At 62.4% G+C, this 24,659-nt stretch carries 20 protein-coding genes; 9 read left to right on the top strand and 11 right to left on the bottom strand.

Going from position 1 to position 24,659, the window contains the following annotated elements:
• The 4 genes from NKH16_RS02600 to NKH16_RS02615 all read left to right on the top strand — a co-directional run bounded on the left by NKH16_RS02600 (position 1) and on the right by NKH16_RS02615 (position 3,843).
• Positions 1–783, top strand: coding sequence for an ABC transporter permease (locus NKH16_RS02600; RefSeq protein WP_352746773.1), 783 nt, complete (start codon positions 1–3; stop codon positions 781–783).
• Positions 780–1,850, top strand: coding sequence for an ABC transporter ATP-binding protein (locus NKH16_RS02605; protein WP_352746771.1), 1,071 nt, complete (start codon positions 780–782; stop codon positions 1,848–1,850). The genes NKH16_RS02600 and NKH16_RS02605 overlap by 4 nt, the downstream gene beginning before the upstream one ends.
• Entirely contained in the window at positions 1,847–2,608 is a 762-nt protein-coding gene (locus NKH16_RS02610) for an MBL fold metallo-hydrolase (protein WP_352746770.1), read from the top strand. The genes NKH16_RS02605 and NKH16_RS02610 overlap by 4 nt, the downstream gene beginning before the upstream one ends.
• Positions 2,609–3,069: 461 nt before the next feature.
• Positions 3,070–3,843 (top strand): NAD kinase, encoded by a 774-nt coding sequence (locus NKH16_RS02615; RefSeq protein ID WP_023679915.1) that lies wholly within the window; start codon positions 3,070–3,072, stop codon positions 3,841–3,843.
• Positions 3,844–3,924: 81 nt separating this feature from the next.
• On the opposite strand, the gene NKH16_RS02620 is transcribed toward NKH16_RS02615, so the two are convergent.
• The gene (locus NKH16_RS02620) at positions 3,925–4,578 is read right to left on the bottom strand and encodes an outer membrane protein (RefSeq protein ID WP_352472772.1); all 654 of its coding nucleotides are present in this window, start codon (positions 4,576–4,578) and stop codon (positions 3,925–3,927) included.
• 347 nt (positions 4,579–4,925) lie between these two features.
• Between NKH16_RS02620 and NKH16_RS02625 the strand changes: the two genes are divergently transcribed.
• The gene (locus tag NKH16_RS02625; RefSeq protein ID WP_352746768.1) at positions 4,926–6,521 is read left to right on the top strand and encodes a DEAD/DEAH box helicase; all 1,596 of its coding nucleotides are present in this window, start codon (positions 4,926–4,928) and stop codon (positions 6,519–6,521) included.
• Between the two features lie 46 nt (positions 6,522–6,567).
• Here the strand turns inward: NKH16_RS02625 and NKH16_RS02630 are convergent, their stop codons facing one another.
• Positions 6,568–8,571, bottom strand: a complete 2,004-nt coding sequence (locus NKH16_RS02630) for a BTAD domain-containing putative transcriptional regulator (protein WP_352746767.1) — start codon at positions 8,569–8,571, stop codon at positions 6,568–6,570.
• A gap of 176 nt (positions 8,572–8,747) precedes the next feature.
• Between NKH16_RS02630 and NKH16_RS02635 the strand changes: the two genes are divergently transcribed.
• Positions 8,748–8,990: a YjiS-like domain-containing protein gene (locus tag NKH16_RS02635; protein ID WP_352746766.1), complete on the top strand. Its 243-nt coding sequence runs from the start codon at positions 8,748–8,750 to the stop codon at positions 8,988–8,990.
• A gap of 26 nt (positions 8,991–9,016) precedes the next feature.
• Here NKH16_RS02635 and NKH16_RS02640 read toward each other — a convergent pair whose 3' ends face one another.
• Positions 9,017–9,910, bottom strand: a complete 894-nt coding sequence (locus NKH16_RS02640; RefSeq protein WP_352746764.1) for a LysR family transcriptional regulator — start codon at positions 9,908–9,910, stop codon at positions 9,017–9,019.
• Positions 9,911–10,037: 127 nt separating this feature from the next.
• Between NKH16_RS02640 and NKH16_RS02645 the strand changes: the two genes are divergently transcribed.
• Positions 10,038–10,922, top strand: a complete 885-nt coding sequence (locus NKH16_RS02645) for an NmrA/HSCARG family protein (protein WP_352746762.1) — start codon at positions 10,038–10,040, stop codon at positions 10,920–10,922.
• Positions 10,923–10,970: 48 nt separating this feature from the next.
• A complete protein-coding gene (locus NKH16_RS02650; protein WP_023679921.1) occupies positions 10,971–11,243 on the top strand; it encodes a DUF2798 domain-containing protein in 273 nt (90 codons plus the stop codon).
• A gap of 88 nt (positions 11,244–11,331) precedes the next feature.
• Here NKH16_RS02650 and NKH16_RS02655 read toward each other — a convergent pair whose 3' ends face one another.
• The 6 genes from NKH16_RS02655 to NKH16_RS02680 all read right to left on the bottom strand — a co-directional run bounded on the left by NKH16_RS02655 (position 11,332) and on the right by NKH16_RS02680 (position 18,792).
• Positions 11,332–11,979 (bottom strand): YiaD family glycine zipper/OmpA-like lipoprotein, encoded by a 648-nt coding sequence (locus tag NKH16_RS02655; protein ID WP_023679922.1) that lies wholly within the window; start codon positions 11,977–11,979, stop codon positions 11,332–11,334.
• A gap of 174 nt (positions 11,980–12,153) precedes the next feature.
• Positions 12,154–12,522, bottom strand: coding sequence for a GFA family protein (locus NKH16_RS02660; protein ID WP_352451083.1), 369 nt, complete (start codon positions 12,520–12,522; stop codon positions 12,154–12,156).
• 177 nt (positions 12,523–12,699) lie between these two features.
• A complete protein-coding gene (locus NKH16_RS02665) occupies positions 12,700–13,086 on the bottom strand; it encodes a hypothetical protein (protein ID WP_031212810.1) in 387 nt (128 codons plus the stop codon).
• A 473-nt stretch (positions 13,087–13,559) separates the two neighbouring features.
• Positions 13,560–14,691 (bottom strand): peptide chain release factor 2 gene (gene prfB, locus NKH16_RS02670; protein WP_352451084.1). Its coding sequence is split into 2 segments (ribosomal slippage): positions 13,560–14,624 and positions 14,626–14,691, totalling 1,131 coding nucleotides; the frame shifts between segments, so codons are not numbered across the junction.
• Positions 14,692–14,858: 167 nt separating this feature from the next.
• Positions 14,859–17,315, bottom strand: a complete 2,457-nt coding sequence (locus NKH16_RS02675) for a penicillin-binding protein 1A (protein WP_352746759.1) — start codon at positions 17,313–17,315, stop codon at positions 14,859–14,861.
• Between the two features lie 214 nt (positions 17,316–17,529).
• On the bottom strand, positions 17,530–18,792 hold the full coding sequence (locus tag NKH16_RS02680) for an N-acetylmuramoyl-L-alanine amidase (protein ID WP_352746813.1): 1,263 nt from the start codon (positions 18,790–18,792) through the stop codon (positions 17,530–17,532).
• Positions 18,793–19,458: 666 nt separating this feature from the next.
• On the opposite strand from NKH16_RS02680, the gene NKH16_RS02685 reads away from it, so the two are divergent.
• Complete coding sequence (locus tag NKH16_RS02685; protein WP_352898262.1) at positions 19,459–22,446, top strand: Rne/Rng family ribonuclease; 2,988 nt, start codon at positions 19,459–19,461, stop codon at positions 22,444–22,446.
• A 96-nt stretch (positions 22,447–22,542) separates the two neighbouring features.
• Here NKH16_RS02685 and NKH16_RS02690 read toward each other — a convergent pair whose 3' ends face one another.
• A complete protein-coding gene (locus tag NKH16_RS02690; protein WP_352898265.1) occupies positions 22,543–23,490 on the bottom strand; it encodes a glutaminase in 948 nt (315 codons plus the stop codon).
• A gap of 11 nt (positions 23,491–23,501) precedes the next feature.
• Entirely contained in the window at positions 23,502–24,650 is a 1,149-nt protein-coding gene (locus tag NKH16_RS02695) for a pyridoxal phosphate-dependent aminotransferase (protein WP_352898268.1), read from the bottom strand.
• Positions 24,651–24,659 lie beyond the last annotated feature (9 nt).

Genomic DNA, 24,659 nt, shown 5'->3' on the forward strand with positions numbered 1-24,659 from the left:
ATGCGCGCGCTCATCCGCCTCGTCTCCGGCCTTTATGCCATCGCAATCTACGGCTTCATCTTTCTGCCGGTCATCGTTCTGGTGCTGTTTTCGCTGCAGGCGACGTCGTTTCCGATCCCGCCCTTCACCGGGCCGTCGCTGCGCTGGTACGAGGCCGTGCTCGCCGACACGCGGCTGACTTCGGCGCTGGTCAATTCGCTGCTGGTGGCGGTCGTCTCCTCGGCTGCCGCCGTCACGTTGGGCTTTCTCTCGGCCTGGGGTTTTGCGCGCTTCGCTTTGCCGGGCTCGGGGCTGATGCGCGGGCTGATCACCTTGCCCCTGACCGTCAGCTATCTCATCATCGGCATGGGGCTGCTGGTGCTGTTCAACTGGACCGGCGTACCGAAGTCTCTACTTGCCGCAGGCATCGGCCATGTCGTGATCAACCTACCGCTCTGCTTTGCCATCGTCTACAGCCAGATGGGCGACCACCAGATCAATATCGAGCGCGCCGCGCGCGACCTCGGCGCGCCCGAATGGAAGGTGCTGCTGCTGATCACCGTGCCTGTCATGGCACCGGCGATCTTCGCCGGCTTCTTCCTGTCGATGACTTTCTCCTGGGACGAGTTCGTCATCTCGTTCCTGTTGACGCGCTTCGACACGACGCTGCCGGTCGAGATCTGGAACCTGCTGCGCTCCGGCCTCAATCCCAAGACCAACGCTGTCGGCTCGCTGGTCTTCGCCGTCTCAATCGTACTGGTGGTATTGTTCGAGCTGATGCTGTTGCGGAGGAAGCCGGCATGACCGCGCCACTGGTCGATATAAGCTCTGTCTCGCATCGCTTCGGTCAGCATACCGTGCTGAAGAACGTCTCGCTGACGATCGAGCCTGGCAGCTACACGATCCTGCTCGGGCCGTCCGGCTCCGGCAAGACGACGCTTCTGTCCATCCTCGGAGGCTTCGTCACGCCGAGCGAGGGCAAGGTGCTGATCCGCGGCGAGGACTGCACTGCCGTGCCACCGGCGAAGCGGCCGACGACGACCGTGTTCCAGGATTATGCGCTGTTCCCGCATATGAGCGTCGGCAGCAATGTCGGCTTCGGCCTGCGCATGCGGGGTGTCGATGGCGCAACCCGGGCAGCAAGGGCGCGCGAGGCGCTGGCGCTGGTTGGGCTGGCCACTGCCTTCGACAAGAAGCCGCATCAGCTTTCGGGCGGTCAGCGGCAGCGCGTGGCGCTGGCGCGCGCCCTGGTGGTCGAGCCGGCGGTGCTGTTGCTCGACGAGCCCCTCGGCGCGCTCGACCTGAAATTGCGCCGGCAGATGCAGGACGAATTGAAGGCGATCCAGAAACGCGTCGGCACCGCCTTCATCCACGTCACTCACGATCAGGAAGAGGCGATGGCGCTGGCCGACCATTGCGTGGTGATGAATGACGGGCGCATCGAGGACGAGGGCCCGCCCGAGCGCGTCTATGCACGGCCGGCGACGCGCTTTTCCGCGACCTTCATGGGCGAAAGCACGCTAATATCGGGAACGGTGAGGGAGACGAAGAACGGTAGGAACACCGTCGCGACGAAGCTTGGACCACTATCGCTGCCTGGCACAATCCCGGCGGGCTCGAGGATTGCTTTGGCTGTCCGGCCTGAGCATCTCGTCCTCGGCGCTGCCGGCGGTGCTGTGGCGCTCGGTACGGCCAAGGTCAGCGACGTCGTCTTCCAGGGCAGCTTCAAGCGTGTGCTGGGGACCTCCACGACCGACCCGGCGCTGCACTTCATCGCCAAGGTCGCGGCAGCATCGGCCGTCCAGCCGGGCGACGTTGTCGCGGTATCGTGCGATGCTGGCGACATCATCCTGCTTGCGGACCAAACATGAGCACGCTTCCAATCATCGACGCTCCTGACTGGTACGAAACTATCCGCATGGGCGATGGCGTGACGCTGATCCACGAGCCGTGGATCAAGCCGTTCTTCCGCTGCAACATCTGGCATGTGCGCGGCCGCGACCGCGATCTTCTGTTCGACACCGGCCTCGGCCATTTCAGCCTGCGCCGCCACGTGCCGCTGGTCACGGAGCGCAAGCTCACCTGCGTGGCCAGCCACACGCATTTCGATCATATCGGCTGCCATCACGAATTTCCCGACCGCTGCGTGCACCCGGACGAGGCCGAAATCCTCGCCGACCCGCGCAACGAATGGACGGTTGCCGACCGCTATGCCACTGACGAGATGTTCGACGGCATGCCGCAAGGTTGGGACACCAAGCGCTACCGGATCCCGCCCGCACCAGCCGGCCGGTTGCTCGAGCAAGGCGACATCGTCGATCTCGGCGACCGTGCCTTCGAGGTCATCCACACGCCCGGCCATTCACCCGGCGGCATTGCGCTCTACGAAAACAGGACGGGCATCCTGTTTTCCGGCGACATCATCTATGACGGCCCGCTGATCGACGACGTCTATCACTCCGAGATCGACGATTATGTCGAAACGCTGCTGCGCATGCGCGATCTCGATGTCTCGGTCGTGCACGGCGGCCATTTCCCGAGTTTCGGCAAAGTTCGCTATCGCCAGCTTGTCGACGAGTATCTCGCGCAAAAGCGCCAGGCCGGCTGCCATCTGTTGCAAGCCCGATAAGCACTGGCGCTGTGGCGTCAAAGCGCCCTTTGCGGACAGGGTGTCCCCGCCGCGTCGCCGCAGCGTGAGGCCGTGGGCTCGGGTCTAAAGCTCTTTTCCTCCGACTGGCGCACCAGTTCCGCAAAAGCCAGGGCAAAACTTGCCAGCATCAGGAAGACAATAATCAAGCGTGCCAGCGGCAATAGATCGGCCTCGACTGGTTAGCCCCCACGCCGCCCGTCCGCTGCCGGCTAACATGATCGATCCGGCTTTACGAGAGTTTAAGGCGGGCCTTAACCATCACATCATTTTGTCCTCCGACATGATGCGCGAGTGCGGCTTGTTTGGTCGCCATCTCCAGGCACCTCCCTCCCTTTGCAGAAATGCCCACCCATGCTAACCCGGCGCTGGCGCGGCCCAGCAACCGGTCGCCGCCAATCGGTCGCCAGACGGTCGTCGCCAATCGGTTGTCGTTGAGAGCCATGAGCAAAACCGCCAGCCGTTTCGCCTTCGTCTCATCCGGTACAGCCGACGCCAATGCAGCGCTGGAAAGCCTTTCTGCGCGTTACGGCCAGGCATCCGTCGAAGAAGCCGGGATCGTCGTGGCGCTCGGCGGCGACGGCTTTCTGCTGCAGACCCTGCGTGAGACGATGAGCACGGGAAAGAAGGTCTACGGCATGAACCGTGGCACCATCGGTTTTCTGATGAACGAATACCGCGCCAGCGGCTTGACCGGGCGCATCGCGGCGGCCGTTGCCGAAACGATCCGTCCGCTGGAGATGCAGGCGGTGACGGCCGAAGGCGAGACGATTTCGGCGCTCGCGATCAACGAGGTCGCGCTTTGGCGCCAGTCGTATCAGACGGCCAAGATCCGCATCACCGTGGATGGGCAAGAGCGGCTGGAGGAATTGCACTGCGACGGCGTGATGATTGCGACGCCGGCCGGCTCGACCGCATATAATCTGTCGGCGCACGGGCCGATCCTGCCGCTCGACGCTCCGCTGCTGGCGCTGACCCCGGTCAGCCCGTTTCGTCCGCGCCGCTGGCGCGGCGCGCTGCTCTCCAACAAGGCGATCGTGCGTTTCGACATTCTGGAGCCGGAAAAGCGGCCGGTGAACGCCGCCGCCGACCACACCGAGGTCAAGGCGGTGACGACGGTCACGGTGAGGGAATCGCCGACGGCAACGGCGACGCTGCTGTTCGATCCCAACCATTCGTGGAACGAGCGCATTCTCGCCGAACAGTTCAGGTATTGAACAGACCGTGCAAATAAAAACCCGGCACGAGGCCGGGTTCCTATTTGACAACACAAGTGTTGCGGCGGCCGATCGTTGCGATCAGAACTTGTAATTCAAGCCGATGACTCCGGTGTGTATGCGGACCTTTGCTTCGACATTCAGGCCGGTGTCGACTGCATAATCGCTCTTGCCCAGATCGAAATATTTGTATTCGCCCTTGAGCGACCAGTGATCGGTAAAGGCATATTCCAGGCCCGCGCCCAGGGTCCAGCCTGCTCTGGTTTTCGAGGTGCCGTTGGTCCCGATCGGACCGCTTGTGCTAATCTCAACCCTGCCGAAGCCGAGACCGCCGGTACCGTAGATCAGCAGCCTATCCATCGCATAGCCAATTCGGCCACGCAGCGATCCGAGCATCTTTACATCGGAGTCGCAAGAGAAGGTGGGGTTCGGACAATCCGTGCCGCCATCGATATGGGCGGCCGAGATGTCCGCCTCGACGCCATAGACTATATTTCCGCTCTGGAAATTGTAACCGGCCTGGACGCCGCCCAGGGCGCCGCTGCCATCATGATCAGCCGTCCCGCCAACAGTATATTCCCAGTCTACTTTGCTGCTGCCACCGCCGACATGTGCGCCTAGATAGAGGCCCGTCCAGTTATACGTTGATGCGACCGGCAATTCCACGACATCGGCCGCGATCGCCGGAGTCAAGGCCGCTGCCAGAAACGCTGCGGAGAGAAAAGCTTTCTTCATAATGTGGCCCCCTTAGCCAAGAAAAATAGATGAATCATTTGTGGCTAGTTTCTGAGTTATTTCAAATCTCAAATGGCACTTTGGCGTGTGGTCAGAATGAATGCACCCTGGCGTTGCTGATCTGCAACACCTGCGCTGGTGCGAGAATGTCGCCTTGCTGAAGAGCGGGCCATCGACGAGCGGTAACCATCGCGATTAAGCTTACGGCTTCACAATCGCGCCAATGCCGCCCGTTTGTGTTGACAAATCGTGGGCTTGCGCCTACCTGCAATACCGATCTTGCAGGCGCGCGGCGCTTGCCGCGACTGCATATGTTGCGCCCCCGAACCAGCCAAAGACAGCCAAACTTGTCCTCAGACACCCAGATCGCTCAAGAAGCGTTGACCTTCGCAGACCTCGGCCTGTCGCCGAAGGTCCTTTCCGCAGTTACCGATGCCGGCTACACCGAGCCGACGCCGATCCAGGCTGGTGCTATCCCGCACGCCTTGCTCGGCAAGGACGTGCTGGGCATAGCCCAGACCGGCACCGGCAAGACAGCGTCCTTCGTCCTGCCGATGCTCACCCGGCTGGAAAAGGGCCGCGCCCGCGCCCGCATGCCGCGCACGCTGATCCTCGAGCCGACGCGCGAGCTCGCCGCGCAGGTCGAGGAAAACTTCGTCAAATACGGCAAGAACCACAAGCTCAATATCGCACTGCTGATCGGCGGCGTGTCCTTCGACGAGCAGGACAAGAAGCTCGAGCGCGGCGCCGATGTGCTGATCGCGACCCCCGGCCGCCTGCTCGACCATCGCGAGCGCGGCAAGCTCCTGCTCAACGGCGTCGAGATCCTCGTCATCGACGAGGCCGACCGCATGCTCGACATGGGCTTCATCCCCGACATCGAGCGTATCTGCGAGATGATCCCGTTCACCAGGCAGACGCTGTTCTTCTCGGCGACGATGCCGCCGGAAATCACCAAGCTCACCGAGAAATTCCTGCACGCACCGGTGCGCGTCGAAGTGTCGAAGGCAGCATCGGCCGCCACCAACATCATCCAGCGGCTGGTGAAATCCGGCCCGAAACCCTGGGACAAGCGCGAGACGCTGCGCAATCTGATGAAAGCCGAGGATGCCGAGCTGAAGAACGCCATCATCTTCTGCAACCGCAAGATCGAGGTATCGGAGCTGTTCCGCTCGCTGCTGAAATATGACTTCGACGCCGGCGCCCTGCACGGCGACATGGACCAGCGCGCGCGCATGCAGATGCTGGCCAATTTCCGTGACGGCAAGCTGCGCTACCTCGTTGCTTCGGATGTCGCGGCGCGCGGCCTCGACATTCCCGATGTCAGCCATGTCTTCAATTACGACGTGCCGATCCACGCGGAGGATTACGTCCACCGCATCGGCCGTACCGGCCGCGCCGGGCGCTCGGGCAAATCCTTCACCATCGCGACCAAGTCGGACACCAAATACATCGACGCCATCGAGCGGCTGATCGGCACGAAGATCGAGTGGCATGACGGCGATTTGTCGACGGTCGTTGCCAGCGAAGGCGGCGAGGATGAGGCCCCGCGCCGTGGCCGCGGTGCGCCACGCCGTGCCGGCCGCAAGGACGACGCCAAGGACAGGGGCGAGCGCAAACCGCGTGAACGCCACGCCAAGGGCAGCGAAGAAGCAGCGCCGGAAGCAGTTAGCGCGGAACAGCCGGTCGTGGCCGAAGCCACCGTCGCCGACATCGACGAGCGGCGTACCCGCAAAGAGGCGATCCGCTCGGAAAACAGCGAGCGCCAGGCTTCACCTGAACGCAAGGCTTCGCCCGATCGCAACGAACGGCGCGCGCCGGAACGGGGCGACACCAGGCCGCAGCGCGAGCGCCCTGCCCGCCAGCGCCAGGAAGACAATGACGCGACCGTCGGCTTCGGCGACGACATGCCGGCCTTCATGCGGATCGTGGCCAAGGTCTGACACGGCTCGCGCGCGGCCCCGCCGACGCGCGAAGCATTGTCGCCAGTCAATCCGGCAGGCCCGCCTTGCGAAGGCCTTCGATATATCTGATGCGATCGTCCGGTCGATAAAACGGCGGCAGCACCTCGGCGAGATTCGAAAGCCGCAGCGAAGGATCGAGCTCGCAGACCCGGGCCATCATCTGCTGCGCTTCCGACAGGCGCCCCGCAAGGGCATGACTCGCCGCCACTACACGCATCGCGCTCACGTAGTTTGGTTGGTACCGCAGCGACTTTCCCGCCCAAGCGGCGGCGTCATCGTAGTGGCCGGCACAAAAATGAGCGAGCCCGGTGTTGAATTGCCAAGCGAACAGGCGTGGATCCAATGGGCTTAGGCGCATGGCAAGCGCGGCGTGCTCGACGGCCTTGCCTGGCTCGCCAAAGCAAGCCCTGACCCAGCTGCTTAGGCCCCACGCGGCCGCTAGATTCGGGTTGAGAACGAGCGCGCGATCGATGCAAGCCGCACTGTCGTCAAGGTCGCCACCTACGTAGCCGAGCACGTATCCACCGAAGGAAAGCGCAATCGCATCGTCCCTTCCGAGTTCGACCGCTCTCCTAGCCAGTCGAGTAGCCTCGGCATTCTCTTTCGCGCGGTCGACCATCCAGCCGTTGCTTTTTCGGGTAGCGTAGCACCGCGCCGCCCGCGCATAGGCTGCGGCAAACTCCGGGTCACGATCGATCGCCTTCATGAAGAGGCGCAAGGCATCGTCAATGGCCGATCTACTAGTGATCGTCCGGTCAAAGGCCGCCAGCCCGCGGAGATAGTAGTCATAGGCGTCGAGGCTTTCTGTCGGTTTGCGTTTGGCACGCTCGATCTCAGCCTCCTCCATTTTCGGCGTGATTGCGCCGACAATGCTCGAGGCGACCTGGTCCTGCAGATCGAAGACTTCGGCGAGCGCTCCGTCAAAACGGTCGGCCCAGAGATAGGCCCCTGTGGAGGTGTCGATGAGCTGCCCGGCGATGCGCAGGCGGTCGCCCGCCCTGCGAACACTTCCCTCGACCACATAGCGCACGCCCAGCTCACGCCCGACCTGCTTTATGTCTACGGACCGTCCCCGGTAGGTGAAGCTCGAATTCCGTGCGACCACGAACAGGTGACGAAAGTGAGCCAAGGCGGTGACAATGTCTTCCACCATGCCGTCGGCAAAATATTCCTGCTCGACATCACCGCTTAGATTCTGAAACGGCAGCACTGCAATCGATGGCTGGTCGTCGCGCCTCGTCGGGGCTGCCAGAACCTGTGCCACTGATACGGCGCCAGAGCTTGGCTCCGGCCGCTGACGTTCTCGAGACTGCAGCGAAGCCGCCAGTGAGCTTGTCTGCTCCTCAGGCTCGGCATTCAGATGTTTTTTTAAAGCTGCGCGGCACAGCTCGAACTGGCGCAAGGCGGCGTTTTCGTGACGTCGATGAGCGTGGATGCGGATCAGCGCTCGATGGGCTGCCTCCGCCGTCGGATCCGAGGCGAGCAACCTCTCTGCGAGCCCTTCGCAGGCCGTCTCTTCCGCTGAGCCGGGTGCGGGCAGCGCCAGGCTCAGCCGATCGACCAACTGCAGCGCCTTGCGCTGATACTTACTCAGATAGGGTCCAAACCACTCGTCCAGTTCGTCAGGAATGGCTTGCCCGGCAAGCAACTCACCGCGGTAGAGATCGGCGGCGAAGGCGAGATCAGTGATCCGACCCTCCTCCAGCTTCCGGTCGAAGATCGAGATGTCCGCCTCATCCGGACCGGCAATAAGCGAGATGGTTTCCTGATCCCCATCGATGTAGACGGTGGCATCCAAGCTGGCCGGGAACGAGCGCCTGATGTCGACCAGCGCTTGCCGCAGACTGTTGCGGGCTTGCCCATTGCTTCGCCCCGGCCAAAAGGCTTCGGAAAGCTGCTCGCGACGATGGCCGCGGCGGCCAGCGAGAACCAGAGCAGCAAAAAGAAGCGAAGTCTTGCGTGTGGCGAACTGGACGGGCCGGTGCTCCGGGGAAGTAACCTCCAGGCCACCAAGCAACCGGATGCGCACAAATCGTCTCCATACTTCGACCGCAGCGACAGAATAGCATCTCCGGTGGATCGATTTAACACCGATTTAACGGCGGATCGCCGGACTTCTTCCAGTTGTTCACGCACAGCCGAACAGCCCGAAAACGCCTGCGTGGCACGCTCCCATCCGCAAACTGGAAATGGGAGACCAAAACAATGGCTCACACGGAACCTCGCGCCGCCCGCAGCATGTCCAAACGCTTGCTTGCGTCTAGCCTGAAAGGAGCAGCAATGATGATCGCTGCCTTCACGGGATGGCGGCAGACCGTTGCAAGACGCAGAGCACTGGCAGATCTGACGACCGAACAGCTGAAGGACATCGGTCATTCGGAGGTCCATCAACCCGCACTCGATGCCGCCACGGCTGTTCTAATCACGAACTTAATTTCGATGAGGTAAGATCGGCGTTGAGTTTGGTCTAGGCCCTAAAGGTTCTTGAGCTCCAGGCGGGATGCCAGCAGGTCCAGAAAAGCGCGAACTTTGGCTGAGGACGACCTGCCTTCCGGCCACACGGCGTGTATCGGCACCGGCACCGGCTCGAATTCGGTTAGAACCAGTTCCAGGCGGCCATCGTCCACCAGGTGCTTTACCTGCCAAAGCGGCGAGTAGCCCAGACCCAATCCGTGAACCGCGGCCGCATAGATCGATATCATCAAATTCGACCGGAAGGTACCCGCGACCTTCACCGGCCGGGGCTTGCCTTCAATCTGAAACATCCATTCGCCTGGGCGGCCGTCGACGGTTCGTACGATGCATTGATGCTCACGCAATTCGAGCGGATGGGCCGGTCGGCCGTGTTGCTGGAAGTAGGCAGGTGCGCCGAACACCACGCGCCGCAGCGCGCCCAGGCGCTTCGCACGTAAATTGGAATCCGGCAAATTGCCGATTCGGACAGCCAAATCGAGGCGCTCGGCATCGAGATCGACAAATTCATCGGAAAGCTGGAGGTCAACCTCGACCCGGGGATATGTCCGCATATAATCGGCGATGACCGGCACGAGGAAGTCCGGGCCGAACAGAACCGGGGCACTGACACGCAGGATGCCCCATGGCTCCGACCGTCGATTGGCCGCCTGAAGCCTGGCTTCGTTAATTTCCTCGACGGCGGGTTTGATGCGCTGGAAAAAGGCCGCTCCGGCTTCGCTCGGCGTCGAGCGGCGTGTCGTCCTGTGCAGAAGCTCGACCCCGATTGATTCCTCCAATGTCGCCAGGGACCGGCTGACCGACTGCAGTGAGCGGTTCAGCCGGCGTGCGGCAGCCGTCAGACTGCCATGCTCGACAATGGCAATGAAGGCTTCGAAATCATCTATCCGGCTCATCGCTCATCGCTCCTTTCTACCGAAAATCGGGAGAACCTATCGCAAAATCGATCAATTGTAACGAAGTTCGCTAGATTTTATCTTCCCTGCACAGGCCGAAAGGCAGACTCGAAGGAAGGAGATCGTCATGCGAACACCCAGTCCAACGGTCCTGGTCGTAGGCGCCGCAGGCCGCGTTGCCGGTTTGGTGGTGCCTGAACTCGTCCGCCGCAATGCCAGGGTTCGAGCGCTTGTTCGTGACGCCGCGAGTGCCGAAAAAGCCCGGAAAGGCGGCGCATCCGAGATCGCGATCGGAGATCTGCGCAACCATCGGAGCCTTGAGCAGGCCGTGAAAGGTGTCGACGGTGTCTTTCACATCGGACCGGCCTTTGCTCCCGACGAAGCCGCCATGGGGGTTGCCATGGTTGAGGCGGCGGCGCGAGCAGGCGTTCGAAAGTTCGTCTTTTCGTCGGTGATCCAGCCGACCAATACGAGGCTGGAAAACCATGCAAGCAAGGTACCCGTTGAAGCTGCCCTCTATTCGACGAACATGGAGTACACCATTCTGCACCCGGCCAATTTCATGCAAAATATCGCGCCGGCCTGGCCGTCCGTCGTCGAGCACGGCGTTTTCGCCGAGCCGTTTCCAAGGACGGCGAAGCTCGCCCGCGTCGACTATCGCGATGTGGCTGAAGTGGCGGCAATCGCACTGACCGAAGCGCGTTTGTCCTATGCGACCCTCGAGCTGTGCGCCGACGGTATGCACAGCCGCGAAGAGGTCGTCGCCATGATGAGCGAAGCGCTTGGCCGGCCGGTGTCGGCGGGCGAGCCGACATTTCAGGACTGGGCGGCGAAGGCCCGCCTTCCCTATACCGACCGGCAGTTGCAGATGCTGGCCAAAGTACACAGCCACTACGCCAAATACGGCCTCGGCGGGAACATTCTGACGTTGCGTGCCGTGCTTGGCCGCGAGCCGCGTTCGCTGCGAAGCTTCATTCAGGAATTGGCGCTGCAGACGGCATATGCCGCCTGATCGTCCTCACAATAACGCCTACGCATATTTTTTTATTAGGAGATTTCGATGCAAGCATCACCGGACCGAGCCTTCAAGTTGAGAAAGCTGCCGCCCTCCTATGGCGCGGTGGTGATGCCGTTGGTTCTTTCGATTCTGATGTCCTCGATTGTCTCGGCGGTTTCGACGGCAATCGGCGCAGGCTGGACGAACGGGTTTATAGCGGCCTGGAGCTATGCATGGGGCGCTTCATGGCTTGTCGCGTTTCCCAGTCTGCTGATTGTGCTTCCGATCGTGCGCCGGATCGTTGCCGCGATTGTCGATCAGCCGGCCCGGTCCTGACATCACGAACGAAGGGCGCCGACGGTCGGTGGCCCGGCATAACCATTAGAGCGGCCCTTGGGGGCCGCTCTCGGTTCATGTGCTTGCCTCAGGTGAGCGGCGACAGCTGGATCTCGACGCGGCGGTTCTGAGCCCGGCCGGCAGCCGTCGCATTGGAGGCGATCGGACGCGTCTTGCCGAAGCCGGTGACGGCGAAGCGGCGGGAATCGACGCCCTGCCCGGACAGATAGTTGGCGACCGCCAGGGCGCGGCGCTGCGACAGGTCGAAATTGTGCTCGTCGCCGCCGGTCGAGTCGGTGTGGCCGAACACGTCGACCGTGGTCTGGCGGAACTTTTTCAGCACAAGGGCCACTGAATTCAGCACCGGATAGAAACCGGCCTTCACCGCGTCCTGGTCGACGTTGAAGGTGATGTCGGACGGCATATTGAGGATAATCTGGTCGCCGGTGCGGGTGACGCTGACGCCGGTGCCCTGAAGCTGCCTGCGCAGTTCGGCCTCGTTCTGGTCCATGGTGGCACCGATGGCACCGCCGGCAAGCGCGCCGATGCCCGCGCCGATCAGCGCGTTGCGGCGGTCGTTACCGCCGGCAAGCATGCCGAGCCCGGCACCCGCCAAAGCACCGAGACCGGCGCCGGCAGCGGTATTGGAAACCTTCTGTTCCCCGGTGTAGGGATCGGTGGTGCATGCGCTCACGAGCACAGCCGTCGCCACGACGGCGAGCACAATCTTTTTCATATGGTGGTCCCTCTCCATTCCACGGCCGCACAACGGCGCACCGCATCAGCCCTTCCAGCGACTTGTACCATGAAATGCGGCGAAAAACGGACCAGCAAAAGCCGTTGCCGCGGCTTTCCCCGGCTCAATTCCACACGCCTGCAGCGGCTCGCGCGACCACCGCAATTCGACCGGCTACCAGAGATTCTTGCCGTCGATGATCACCACTTCGACCTTGTCGAGATCGAAATCGTCGAACAGCCGCGAGTTCACGCTGATCTTCGGATTGTCGAAATTCGGCTCGCCTGTCGACCAGTCCGGCGTCTCGGTGAAGGTGCCACAGCCGCAGGTGGCGCAAAAACCGTGTTTTATGGTTTTCGATCCCCACTGGTAGAACGAAACATTCTCCGGCGGGCTGGTGAGTCTGAATTGCGATGGAGTGTAATAGGCCCACAACGAACCGCGTTTCGAACAAAAGGAACAGGTGCATCGCGTCACTGTCTGCGGCGCTTGCGAAACCTCGAACGTCGTCGCCTTGCAGTGGCAGCTTGCCTTGATGGTCATGAATTGGTCCCTCACAATGCCGCCGCCCCGTACGGCAAAGGCAGCATAAAGAAACGCTCCTGACAACTGCCGGTCAGCAGGCTTGTGAGCCTGCGATGCACAGATCGAAGGCCCATTGATCCAAAACCGCTGCACACGCTCGGGTCAGCCCGTGGGCAAGCTTTTGGGCGTCATGCGCTAGTAGGACGATGGGGGCACGAACAGGCAGATGGTCTTTCCGTCATTGGCACCGGCAACGGAGCACCAATGATATTCGCCGTCGGGCGAATTCTTGATCCGCTTGTCGCTATAGGCCACGACTTCCCCGGTTCCTTTGATGACATAGCCCTCGGGACGTTCGCTGATCGATGTCTGAGAGACCTCGCGGCAATCATAGCCCGAGCAGCAGGAGAACGGATAGCTCCAGCCTTGCGGCATTGCCGCGGTCGGCTTGGCATCATGCGCCAGAGCAGGCGCCGCAAATGGAATGGCGGCAGCAATCAAAACCACTGCCGCGACAAGTGAATTCAGGAGTCGGCGCGCCGTGCGGGCGACTGGGGCCGGTCTGGTTGTGAGAGCAGGCATGAGCGCAGTTCCTATCAACGGTTGTCAAGCATTTCGCTTGCCCGTTCCCGGAACGTGTCTTCCCAGTGGCCGGATCGTCAGGTCGCAGATACGCCGCGTCCGGCCATAAATGCTTTTTTCCTCCCCAGCGCATGAATGCTGGGCTGATTCCTTGGTTGGCGCAAGGAATTGCTGTCGCAATCGAACGCCGACCTCTGCAGCCGGAACCAACCTGCCGTCCTGATTGACGAAACCTGGTCAACCCCGGCAGCGGGATCGCCAATAACGGGATTTGGCTCGCGCTGGTTCCAGGCTTGGCACCGGCAGGCCCGAGGCATCCGCGTCAAAAGCCGAAATCGATTTTGAAAAACTCTACGAAAAACAAAGTTGTAGAACGACAGGTAGGTGCAAATTGAGAGCTCGTCACTCTCGCACGATGGCCGTAACTCTCGCGTGATGAACCCACATTCCTGCCGGATTGGTGCCCGGCGGCCTCAGTCGATATCGGCCACCGTTTCGCCGGCGCCACCCTCGATCCGCTGCGACAGCGAGGCTTCCATGAAATCGTCGAGGTCGCCGTCGAGCACGCTCGACGGGCTGGTGCTCTCGACACCGGTGCGCAGATCTTTCACCAACTGATAGGGCTGCAGCACGTAGGACCGTATCTGGTGGCCCCAGCCGATATCGCTCTTCGACGCTTCCGTGGCGTTCGCCACCGCTTCGCGCTTCTTCAGCTCTTCCTCGTAAAGCCGCGAGCGCAGCATTTCCCAGGCCTTGGCCTTGTTCTTGTGCTGGGAGCGCTCGGCCTGACAGGCGACCGCGATGCCGGTGGCGAGATGGGTGATGCGCACGGCCGAATCGGTGGTGTTGACGTGCTGGCCGCCCGATCCCGAGGAACGATACGTGTCGATACGGACGTCGGATTCGGAAACGTCGATGTCGATCGTATCGTCGATGACGGGATAGACCCAGACGCTGGCGAAGGAGGTGTGGCGGCGCGCATTGCTGTCATACGGCGAAATGCGCACGAGACGATGCACGCCGGATTCCGTCTTCAGCCAGCCGTAGGCGTTGTGGCCCTTGATCAGCAGCGTGGCGGACTTGATGCCGGCCTCTTCGCCGTCATGCACCTCCAGCACCTCGACCTTGAAGCGGCGGCGCTCGGCCCAGCGCGTATACATGCGCAGAAGCATCGAGGCCCAGTCCTGGCTTTCGGTGCCGCCGGCGCCGGCATGAACTTCCAGATAGCTATCGTTGGCGTCCGCCTCGCCCGACAACAGCGTTTCGATCTGGCGCGCCTTGGCCTCGCCGCGCATCGAGCGGATCGCCGCTTCGGCCTCCGCGATGACGCCCTCGTCGCCCTCTTCCTCGCCAAGCTCGATCAGGCCGATATTGTCTTCCAGGGCCTGGGTGAGGCCTTTGACCGCGGCAATGCCTTCCTCGAGGCCCTGACGCTCGCGCATCAGCTTTTGCGCTTCCAGCGGCTCGTTCCAGAGGCTCGAATCCTCGGCACGGACGTTCAGGTACTCAAGCCGCTTTATGGCTTGGTCCCAGTCAAAGATGCCTCCTCAGCAGGGTGATTGCCTGCCTGATCTCGTCGACAATGTTTTGCGTTTCCGCGCGCATGGCTGGCTGTTCTGTCCTGTTGCTGGATGGCGGTTTGGTGGCGCGATACATAGGGACGGCACGGTCTCCTGTAAAGCGCCGGCCCCTGTAATGTACCGGCCCCTGTAAAGCGGAATGGACCGGCTCGACCATGATCGTCAAGCCGGCCCGACCCGATGTAGCGATTGTCAGTAGAGCCCGCCGCCGCCGGACTGGATGGCCTGGTTGGCCTGCGGCGACAGCGCCCCGCCGGTGGCGTTGGAGCCGTCCGCACCCATGCCGATCACCCAGTAGCTGTCGGCGGGACCGGTACCCGGTTTGAAGGCTTCGATGATGGTTCCGGCGTCGCCCGCGTTGGCCCGCATGCCGGTCTTGCGATTGATCGCAATCAGCTTCATGCCTTCCGGAACCTTGAAGTCGACATTGGGCGTGCCATCCAGCGCCACGCGCATGAAATCCTTGAAGATCGGCGCGGCAAGGCCGCCGCCGGTCGCGCCCTTGCCAAGACCTTTCGGCTGATCGTAGCCCATATAGAGGCCGACAACGAGGTTCGGCGTATAGCCGATGAACCAGGCATCCTTTTCGTCGTTGGTCGTTCCGGTCTTGCCGGCGATGTGACGGCCGAGTTCGTTGATGGTGGCGCCGGTACCGCGTTGCACGACGCCCTCCATCATCGATGTGATCTGGTAGGCAGTCATCGGATCGAGCACCTGCTCGGAGTTGTCGACCAGTTCCGGCTCTGGCTGGTCCTGCCACTCGGCGGCATTGCAGTTTGAGCAGCCGCGTTCGTCCTGCCTAAAGACGGTCTTGCCGTAGCGATCCTGGATGCGGTCGATCAGCGACGGCTTGATCGACTTGCCGCCATTGGCCATGATCGAATAGGCCGACACCATGCGCATCACCGTCGTCTCGCCGGATCCCAGCGCCATCGGCAGATACGGCGCCAGGTGGTCGTAGACGCCGAAACGCTCGGCATATTCCACGACCAGCTTCATGCCCATGTCGTTGGCAAGCCGCACCGTCATCAGGTTGCGCGATTTCTCGATGCCGGAGCGCAACGTCGCCGGGCCGGCCACCGTTCCGTCGTAGTTCTTGGGCGTCCAGGTCGTGTTGCCGCTCTGGATGGTGATCGGCCCGTCCATGATCACCGAGGCGGGCGTATAGCCATTGTCGAGGGCGGCCGAATAGACGATCGGCTTGAACGACGATCCCGGCTGGCGCATGGCCTGCGTCGCCCGGTTGAACTCCGACTGCGCGTAGGAGAAACCGCCGACCATGGCCAGGACGCGTCCGGTATGCGGGTCCATGGCGATCAGGCCGCCTTCCACTTCGGGAACCTGGCGCAAGCTGTAGCTGTTGTCCGAGCCGTCGTTCTTCTGCACGAAAATCACGTCGCCCGGCTTCAGCACGTCGGCGGGCGACTTCGCCTTGACGGTCCTGCCGTCGACCACGTGGCGCATGGCGAAGCTCATGTCTTCCTTGCTGACGGTGCCTTCGACGCGGTCCTTGACGATTTCGCCGGAGATCTGGCGCGTCGGCTGCAGGCCGATGGACAGGCCGGTGGCCGAGCTGTCGAGCACGACGGCGAGCGACCATTCCGGCACGTCCTCCAATCGCTTGACGTTGCCCAGCGGCACGCCCCAGTCGCCGGAAATGTCGATGCTCGTGACCGGCCCGCGGTAGCCGCGCAGCGTGTCGAACTTCATGAGACCGTTCTGCATGGCCTTGCGGGCAATCAGCTGCATCTTCGGATCGAGCGTGGTACGGACGGAAAGGCCGCCTTCGTAGAGCGCATTCTCGCCATAGCGCGCGATGATCTGGCGACGCACTTCCTCGGTGAAATACTCCCCGGCGAAGAGATAGTTGCCGGTGCGGCGCGGCGTGACGCCGAGCGGCTCGGCCTTGGCCTTCTCGCCTTCCTCATGCGTGACGTAACCGTTCTCGACCATCTGATCGATCACCCAGTTGCGGCGCTCCAAGGCGCGATCGGCATGCTTGAAGGGATGGTAGTTGTTCGGCCCCTTCGGCAGAGAGGCGAGATAGGCGGCTTCGGCCACGGTGAGCTCGTTCACCGATTTATCGAAATAGGTTAGCGCAGCACCGGCGACGCCATAGGCGCCGAAGCCGAAGAAAATCTCGTTGAGATAGAGCTCGAGAATGCGATCCTTCGAGTAGGCCTGCTCGATGCGGAAGGCGAGGATCATCTCCTTGATCTTGCGCTCGTAGGTCTGGTCTGAAGACAACAGGAAGTTCTTCGCCACCTGCTGGGTAATCGTCGAGGCGCCGACCTGGCGCTTTCCCGAGCCAACATTCTGCAGGTTGACGACAATGGCCCGGCCAAGGCCGGTCACGTCGATGCCGGGGTGATTGTAAAAATTCTTGTCCTCGGCCGACAGGAAGGCCGCCTTGACACGGTCCGGGATCGCCTGAATCGGCAGATAAAGCCGCCGCTCACGCGCATATTCGGCCATCAGCGCGCCATCCGACGCGTGGATGCGGGTCGTCACCGGCGGCTCGTATTTGGCCAGCACCTCGTAATCGGGCAGGTCCTTCGACAAATGGCCGATATAGATCGCCATGCCCGCCGCGACCAAAAGGGCCAGCGTCGTGCCGATGCCGAAGAAATAGCCAATGAGACGAATCATACCCGCTCCAGTCCTTGGTTCGGGAATTTCCTAAACGAAGCCGCCCTTCACGCAAGCTTTCGGGACGATCCCAAACCGTAATCGCAAAATCCATGTCGCGACCATGTGGGCAAAATACGGCAGCGTGGAATTTCGGTTTCGAATGCCGGAAATAAAAGCACAGGGTGTTGTCGCCGTGCAACGCTGCTTCAGGTTGTGGGCGCCGGCGGACATTTCAGCCTCCGGCCCCCGTTCCGCTCTTGGCCGAAGCAAACAGGGCAACGGCGTTGGTTATGCTCTGGGTCGCCTTGTTGCGCCAATCGGCGCTGAGCAACTGCGCTTCGTCCTTGGCGTTCGACAGATAGCCGAGTTCGACCAGCACGGATGGAACGTCCGGCGCCTTCAGCACCTTGAAGCCGGCAGAACGCTGCGGGTTGTTGATCAGACCGACGCTGGTGGAAAGCTGGCCGACGAGAGTATGGGCGAAGCTCATCGAAAAATTATGCGTCTCGCGGCGGATCAGGTCGATCAGGATATCGGTCACTTCCTTGCTGTCGTCCTTGATCTCCATGCCGGCGAACTGGTCGGAAAGATTTTCACGGTCGGCAAGCGCCTGCGCCTGCGGGTCGGAAGCCTTGTCGGACACGGTGTAGACGGTTGCGCCGCGAATGCCCTTGAGGCTGATCGTGTCAGCATGGATCGAGATGAGCAGGTCGGCCTCATGCTGGCGGGCAATGCGCACGCGGTCGTCGAGCCGCAGGAACTCGTCCGTTTCGCGCGTCAGGAACACGTCGTATTTGCCGCTGGCGGCGAGCTTGTCGCGCAGTTCCACGGCAAAGGCGAGCGTCACGTTCTTCTCGACCGTACCGTTCAGGCCCTCGGCGCCGCCGTCGATGCCGCCATGGCCGGGATCGATGACGACGGTGAAACGATGGCCCGGATTGGAGACCGGGCCGGTACCGACCCTGCCGGCCTTGTCGGCGGAGACCGTCGAACCGGTGGTCAGCGCCTGATTGGCGAGCGCTGCGTCGAATTCCCGCTGCGATGCCGCCGACATGTCGATGGCGATGCGGTAGCCGTTGCCGTCATCGTTCTTGAGCACATCGAGATTGTCGACGGCGAACGGTCCCTTGCCGGTGAGAATCAGCCGCGATTTCCCCTCGCCGAGCTCGCCGTAACGCACCGTGCGGACAAGGCCGCGCGGCTTCACATCCTTGGCATTGAGGGCAAATCTGGTGGCCGGGAGATCGATGACCAGACGATTGGGGCCGCGCAGCAGGAACCATTTGATGTCGGGTTCGCGGTCGAAATTGATGACGATGCGCATCTTGGTGGCATCGCCGGCCATCTTGTAGCTTGTGGCGCCGAGCGGTACGTCGGCAGCACGCGAAAGCGGCGAAAAGACCAGGCAAGCCAGGATCAGCGGCAGCAGACAGGCGGTGCGGAACAACCAGCCTCCATGATGACGGCCCTTGTCTGCGAAGCCTGCCAGTCCCATCTTTCTACCAATCGCTCCCGTTGGCGTCATGCCCGATCGCTTGTCGAAGTGCCTTATTGCTTGTCAAAGTTCTGGCAGGCCGCGAACTCGATTAACGATTGGTATCCAGAGAAGGTTAACCAAGCCTTTTCATGGAAGGTTTGGGACCGGGGCTTCCGCTGCGGAACGGCTTTTTGCCGGCATCGGGAATCGGGGTTGCCTTCCAACCCGCCAAATCATAAAAGCGATGGTGGATCACTGCAATCCTGGAACCGTCCTCCTCCGCAGCTTCCTGCTACAGGTCAGACGCAAGACGGCTCCTTTCGCTTCAGGCGAAGAAGGCATCGGTGATCGCGACGATTTTCGCAGGCGTGCTCCCGTGGCGGGGGAATCGCCTGCGTGAGCAAAACGGCCGGGATTGTCCCGTGCCGGCTCTGTATGAGCAAACAAGCTGGTCCGGTTTTTTCCGGGCTTTGGTTCAAAAGGTTCTGCTGGTGACGATGGCTTCAAGCGCAATCATGGAAAGGTCCGCAACAAACCGCGCCACTACGGCTGCGGGCGGCACCGCCATGGCGCTCAGGCAGCGGCCGGCGGACGTTCAATTGTCCGGCACCCATGTTCCAGGTCCACGGCAGCGGGCAGTGTCCTGCAAGCTGCGGCCGACGGCTGCCGGGAGGAAACGAAATAATGCCAAACAAAATGCTGATAGACGCCTCCCACCCGGAGGAAACACGCGTTGTCGTCGTTCGCGGTAACCGTATTGAAGAATTCGACTTTGAATCCCAGGACAAGAAGCAGCTCAAAGGAAATATCTATCTCGCCCGCGTAACGCGCGTCGAACCTTCCCTCCAGGCAGCCTTTGTCGAATACGGCGGCAACCGTCACGGTTTCCTCGCCTTCAGTGAAATACACCCCGACTACTACCAGATTCCGGTCGCCGACCGTCAGGCGCTGCTGCGTGCGGAAGCACAGGAAGCCCAGGACGAAGAGGACGAGGAAGCCGCCGAAGGCGAGGACCGCCAGAGCCGCGACCGTGGCAAGCGCGGACGCCGGCGCGGCGGCAAGAGCCGCGACCGCGGCGAGCACAGGCGCGAGGCAGGCGCGGCCGACGGTGAGAATGGCGAGAACGGCGAAGGTGCCGTCGCAGAAAAGCTGGATGCCGTTGCCGACAACACCACGTCCGACACTGCCGGACAGAGCGAGGATGCCGCCGGGCAGAGTGAAGAAGTCGCCGATAGCGGCGAGACCGAGCCTTCCGAAGGCGGATCGAGTTCCATCGCTGCCAGCGTCGATGCCGACGTAATCTCCGAAGCCGTCCCACAAGTCGAGACAAGCGGGGCCGAGACAAGCGGCGAAGCGACGTCCGAAGACAATGATCGCGGCATGCTGGAGGAGGTGCAATCCTCGCATCCGGACGATCACGAGATCGAATCGGTCGGCGCTGAAGACGCGCTCGAAGAAGTACGCAACCGCCGCAAGCCGGTGCGCCGCCAGTACAAGATCCAGGAAGTGATCAAGCGCCGGCAGATCCTGCTGGTGCAGGTCGTCAAGGAAGAGCGCGGCAACAAGGGCGCGGCGCTGACCACCTACCTTTCACTGGCCGGCCGCTATTCGGTGCTGATGCCGAACACGGCACGCGGCGGCGGTATTTCGCGCAAGATCACCAATGCGCAGGACCGCAAGCGGCTGAAGGAAGTGGTCGCCGATCTCGAAGTGCCGCAAGGCATGGGTGTCATCCTGCGTACGGCAGGCGAAAGCCGCACCAAGGCAGAGATCAAGCGCGACTACGAATATTTGATGCGGCTTTGGGAAAACGTCCGCAATCTGACGCTGCAATCGACGGCCCCTGCCCTGGTTTACGAGGAAGGCAGCCTGATCAAGCGCTCGGTGCGCGACCTCTACAACAAGGATATCGACGAGATCCTGGTTTCCGGCGAAGAAGGCTACCGCGAGGCCAAGGACTTCATGCGCATGCTGATGCCGAGCCACGCCAAGGTGGTTCAGCCGTTCCGCGACACGACGCCGATCTTTGTGCGCAACGGCATCGAAGCGCAGCTCGACCGCATGCTGCAGCCGCAGGTGACGCTGAAGAGCGGCGGCTACATCATCATCAACCAGACGGAAGCGCTGGTCGCCATCGACGTCAATTCGGGCCGTTCCACCAAGGAGCACTCGATCGAGGACACCGCACTTCACACCAATCTGGAAGCCGCCGAGGAAGTCGCCCGGCAATTGAGGCTGCGCGATCTCGCCGGCCTCATCGTCATCGACTTCATCGATATGGAGGAGAACCGCAACAACCGCTCCGTCGAGAAGCGGCTGAAGGATCACCTCAAGAACGATCGTGCCCGCATCCAGGTCGGCCGCATCTCGCATTTCGGCCTGATGGAGATGTCGCGCCAGCGCATCCGTGCCAGCGTGCTGGAATCGACCATGAAGCCTTGCCCGCATTGCGGCGGCACAGGCCATGTGCGCTCCGATTCGTCGGTCGCGCTGATGGTGGTGCGGGCAATCGAGGAATTCCTGCTCAAGGATTCGCGCAGCCACATCACGGTGCGGACGCCGGCGGCGACCGCGCTCTATGTGCTCAATCACAAGCGCGGCACGCTGGTGGAATTCGAGCACCGCTTCGGCGTGACCATCACCATCGAAGCCGATGACGCGGTCGGTGCACAACACTACGCCATCTTCCGCGGCGCGCTGGCCGAAAAGCCGGAAGGCTTTGTCGAGGCGCGCACGTTCCCGGCCTATGTCGAGCCGGAAGAACCCGAGGACGAGATCGTCATCGAAGAGGAAGACGAGGCACCGGTGCAGGCCGAGCAGCCACGCCCTGCCCAGCAGCCGCAGCAGCCAAGGTCCGGCGAGGACGGCGAAGGCGGCGATCGCAAGCGCCGCAAGCGCCGCAGACGGCGCGGCGGCAAGGATCGTGAACACGGGGATCGCGAGCACGGGGAACGCGAACATGGCGATCGCGAGCATGGCGCTGCTGTGGAAGGTGCTTCCGTTTCGGCGCCGACGGACGACGCCTTCGTAGCCGCCGGCGACCAAGGCGCCGAAGCGGAACATGAAGCGCCGGCAGGTGTTGTGGCCGAAACGGCGGAAGCGGCGGACGACGGTCACGGCAAGAAGCGCCGGCGCGGCAAGCGCGGCGGCAAGCGCAATCGCCGTGAGGACGGCGAGGACGGCTTGGAAGCTGCCCCCGGCGAGCCAGCCGCCATGACGGAAGGTGCCGTGTCGGAAGCAGAGCCCGTAACCGGCGAGCCGGAAGGTGCGCCGCCGGCCGAAGAGCTTGCGGTGCTCGCTCCGGCGAACGACGACATGCCGAGCGCCGAAAAGCCGAAGAAGCCGCGCCGTACCGCCAAGCCGAAGAAAGTTGCGGCGGAAGCAGTTGCCGAGATTGCGGGCGCCGAGACATCGGCTGCCGAGGCCGCCTCCGTGGCTTCCGGCGAGACCGCTGCGCCGGCTTCGCAGGAGACTGAAGTGGCGGCTGCCGAGGAAACGCCGAAGGTCCGGCCGTCGCGGCGCAAGCCGGTACCGGTGGATGCTCCGGTCGTGCCGGTCGTCTCCTCGATCGTCCCGGACGAGGCAAAGACCGACGAGGCAAAGACCGAGGAAGCAAAGGCCGAGGACAAGCCGAAGCGTGCCGGCTGGTGGCAACGGAAGGGCTTTTTCTAAGCCTTTCCGTGCATTAGCCAGACTTTCTGATTAAAAAAAAATCCCGCGCTGCCGATCGGCTGCGCGGGTTTTTTTGCCCCAATTCGGGCGACAACACTATGGTGCGAAGATCGACCAGTTCATCGTCTTCGCCAATTTTTCCAGCGCGATCGAGCCCAGCCTGGAATTGCCGTTGGCATTGAGGCCAGGGGACCAGACGGCAAGCGAGGCGACGCCCGGCACGATCCCCAATATGCCGCCGCCAACGCCGCTCTTGCCGGGAATGCCGACGCGGAAAGCGAAGTCGCCGGAGCCGTCATAGTGGCCGCAGGTCAGCATCATCGCGCCGATGCGGCGGGCGCGCTCTGCCGAGACGACGGAATGCCCGGTCGCCGGGTTCTTGCCGCCATTGGCAAGGAAGCGGGCGGCCAGGGCCAGTTGCCGGCAACTCATGGCGATAGCGCAATGGTGGAAATAGACGCCCAGCGCCAGTTCCGGCGCGTGATTGAGATTACTGAACGATTTCATGTAATTGGCAAGCGCGAAATTGCGAAAGCCGGTGGCGCGTTCGGACGCCGCGACCTCGCGGTCGATGATGATGGTGTCGTCATCGGCCAGGAACTGGATGAAGCGCAGGATCTCGCCGATCGCCTCGCGCGGCTGATGACCGGCAAGCAGGATGTCCGAGACCACGATGGCGCCGGCATTGATGAATGGATTGCGCGGAATGCCGTTCTCGTGCTCGAGCTGGACGATCGAGTTGAACGGATTGCCCGAAGGTTCGCGCCCAACCCGCTGCCACAGCGCGTCGCCGACATTGCCGAGCGCCAGCGTCAGCGTGAACACCTTTGAGATGCTCTGGATCGAAAACGCCTCGTCGGCGTCGCCCGCGGTCAGCACGCGGCCGTCATTGGTCACCGCGGCAATGCCGAATTTTTTCGGGTCGATCTTGCCGAGCTGGGGAATATAGCTGGCGACGTCGCCGCGATCGGTACGCTCCGCCATTTCGGCAGCGACCTCGCGCAACGCATGTTCGAGTTGGGGCGCCTGATCAAACTCCAGCATCGTCGCTCCCGCTACTTCAGCCAGCGTTCGATACGCGCGATCGCCTCGACCATGTCGTCGTGGCTGCCGGCGTAGGAAAAGCGCATCGTGCGATGGCCTTGCAGCGGGTCGAAATCGCGGCCGGGCGTCGCCGCCACATGCGCCTCGGCCAGCATCCTGCGCGCAAACGCCATGCTGTCATTGGTGTGCCTGGTGACGTCGCAGAAGGCGTAGAAGGCGCCGTCCATGGGCGCGGCCAAAGCAAAGCCGAGCTCCGGCAGGCGTTGCATCAGGAGCTCGCGGTTCCAGGCATAGCGCGCCTTCACCGCTTCCAGCTCTGGCGTCGCCTTGAATGCCTCGATCGCGGCGATCTGGGACAGTTCGGGCGGCGAGATGTAGAGGCTCTGGGCGATGCGCTCGACTGGCCGCACCAGTTCCTGCGGCAACACCATCCAGCCGATGCGCCAGCCGGTCATGCAATAATATTTCGAGAAGGAATTGATCACCGTCACATCCGCGCCGAAAGCAAGCGCCGTCGTGTCGGGCGCCGCATAGGCCAGCCGGTGATAGATTTCGTCCGAGATGACGGCGATGCCGAGCTCTTGCGCCGTTTTGACCAGCGCCTCGAGATCGCCGGCGGGAATGACCGCGCCGGTCGGGTTGGCCGGGCTGGCGAACAGCACGCCCTTCAGCGGTTTTTCGCGATGCGCGGCTTGCAGGTGCTCGGCATGCAGATAGGCGGCGCCGTCCAACTCGATCTCGGCGATGTCGATGCCGAGCGCGGCCATGATGTTGCGATAGGCAGGATAGCCGGGCGCAGCGATGGCGACGCGGTCGCCTGGATCGAACATTGCCAGGAAAGCGAGGTTGAAGGCAGCCGACGATCCGGTGGTGACGGCTATCCGCTCGGGCGAAACGTCAAGCCCGTAATGCTCGCCATAATGCGCCGCGATCGCCTTGCGCAGGCCGGCGAGGCCCAGCGCGTCGGTATAGCCGATGCGGCCTGTTTTCAAGGCATTGGCCGCCGCTTCGCGAACCCCGGCCGGCGCCGGATCGGAAGGCTGGCCGACGGCCATGGAAACGACCGGCAGGCCCTTGGCTTTCAGCCGATTCGCCTCGGCCAGGATGTCCATGGCATGGAACGGTTCGACCGCGCCGCGGCGCGAAAGCGAAACAACCATTTTTCAATC

Source organism: Mesorhizobium sp. M1307 (assembly GCF_040318155.1).
Classification (GTDB): Bacteria; Pseudomonadota; Alphaproteobacteria; order Rhizobiales; family Rhizobiaceae; genus Mesorhizobium.

Coding starts and splice junctions, on each gene's coding strand:
- NKH16_RS02695 (WP_352898268.1), bottom strand. CDS start 24,650: ATGGTTGTTTCGCTTTCGCGCCGCGGCGCGGTCGAACCGTTCCATGCC.
- NKH16_RS02690 (WP_352898265.1), bottom strand. CDS start 23,490: ATGCTGGAGTTTGATCAGGCGCCCCAACTCGAACATGCGTTGCGCGAG.
- NKH16_RS02605 (WP_352746771.1), top strand. CDS start 780: ATGACCGCGCCACTGGTCGATATAAGCTCTGTCTCGCATCGCTTCGGT.
- NKH16_RS02615 (WP_023679915.1), top strand. CDS start 3,070: ATGAGCAAAACCGCCAGCCGTTTCGCCTTCGTCTCATCCGGTACAGCC.
- NKH16_RS02635 (WP_352746766.1), top strand. CDS start 8,748: ATGGCTCACACGGAACCTCGCGCCGCCCGCAGCATGTCCAAACGCTTG.
- NKH16_RS02640 (WP_352746764.1), bottom strand. CDS start 9,910: ATGAGCCGGATAGATGATTTCGAAGCCTTCATTGCCATTGTCGAGCAT.
- NKH16_RS02610 (WP_352746770.1), top strand. CDS start 1,847: ATGAGCACGCTTCCAATCATCGACGCTCCTGACTGGTACGAAACTATC.
- NKH16_RS02680 (WP_352746813.1), bottom strand. CDS start 18,792: ATGGGACTGGCAGGCTTCGCAGACAAGGGCCGTCATCATGGAGGCTGG.
- NKH16_RS02685 (WP_352898262.1), top strand. CDS start 19,459: ATGCCAAACAAAATGCTGATAGACGCCTCCCACCCGGAGGAAACACGC.
- NKH16_RS02620 (WP_352472772.1), bottom strand. CDS start 4,578: ATGAAGAAAGCTTTTCTCTCCGCAGCGTTTCTGGCAGCGGCCTTGACT.
- NKH16_RS02655 (WP_023679922.1), bottom strand. CDS start 11,979: ATGAAAAAGATTGTGCTCGCCGTCGTGGCGACGGCTGTGCTCGTGAGC.
- NKH16_RS02650 (WP_023679921.1), top strand. CDS start 10,971: ATGCAAGCATCACCGGACCGAGCCTTCAAGTTGAGAAAGCTGCCGCCC.
- NKH16_RS02645 (WP_352746762.1), top strand. CDS start 10,038: ATGCGAACACCCAGTCCAACGGTCCTGGTCGTAGGCGCCGCAGGCCGC.
- NKH16_RS02600 (WP_352746773.1), top strand. CDS start 1: ATGCGCGCGCTCATCCGCCTCGTCTCCGGCCTTTATGCCATCGCAATC.
- NKH16_RS02660 (WP_352451083.1), bottom strand. CDS start 12,522: ATGACCATCAAGGCAAGCTGCCACTGCAAGGCGACGACGTTCGAGGTT.
- NKH16_RS02675 (WP_352746759.1), bottom strand. CDS start 17,315: ATGATTCGTCTCATTGGCTATTTCTTCGGCATCGGCACGACGCTGGCC.
- NKH16_RS02665 (WP_031212810.1), bottom strand. CDS start 13,086: ATGCCTGCTCTCACAACCAGACCGGCCCCAGTCGCCCGCACGGCGCGC.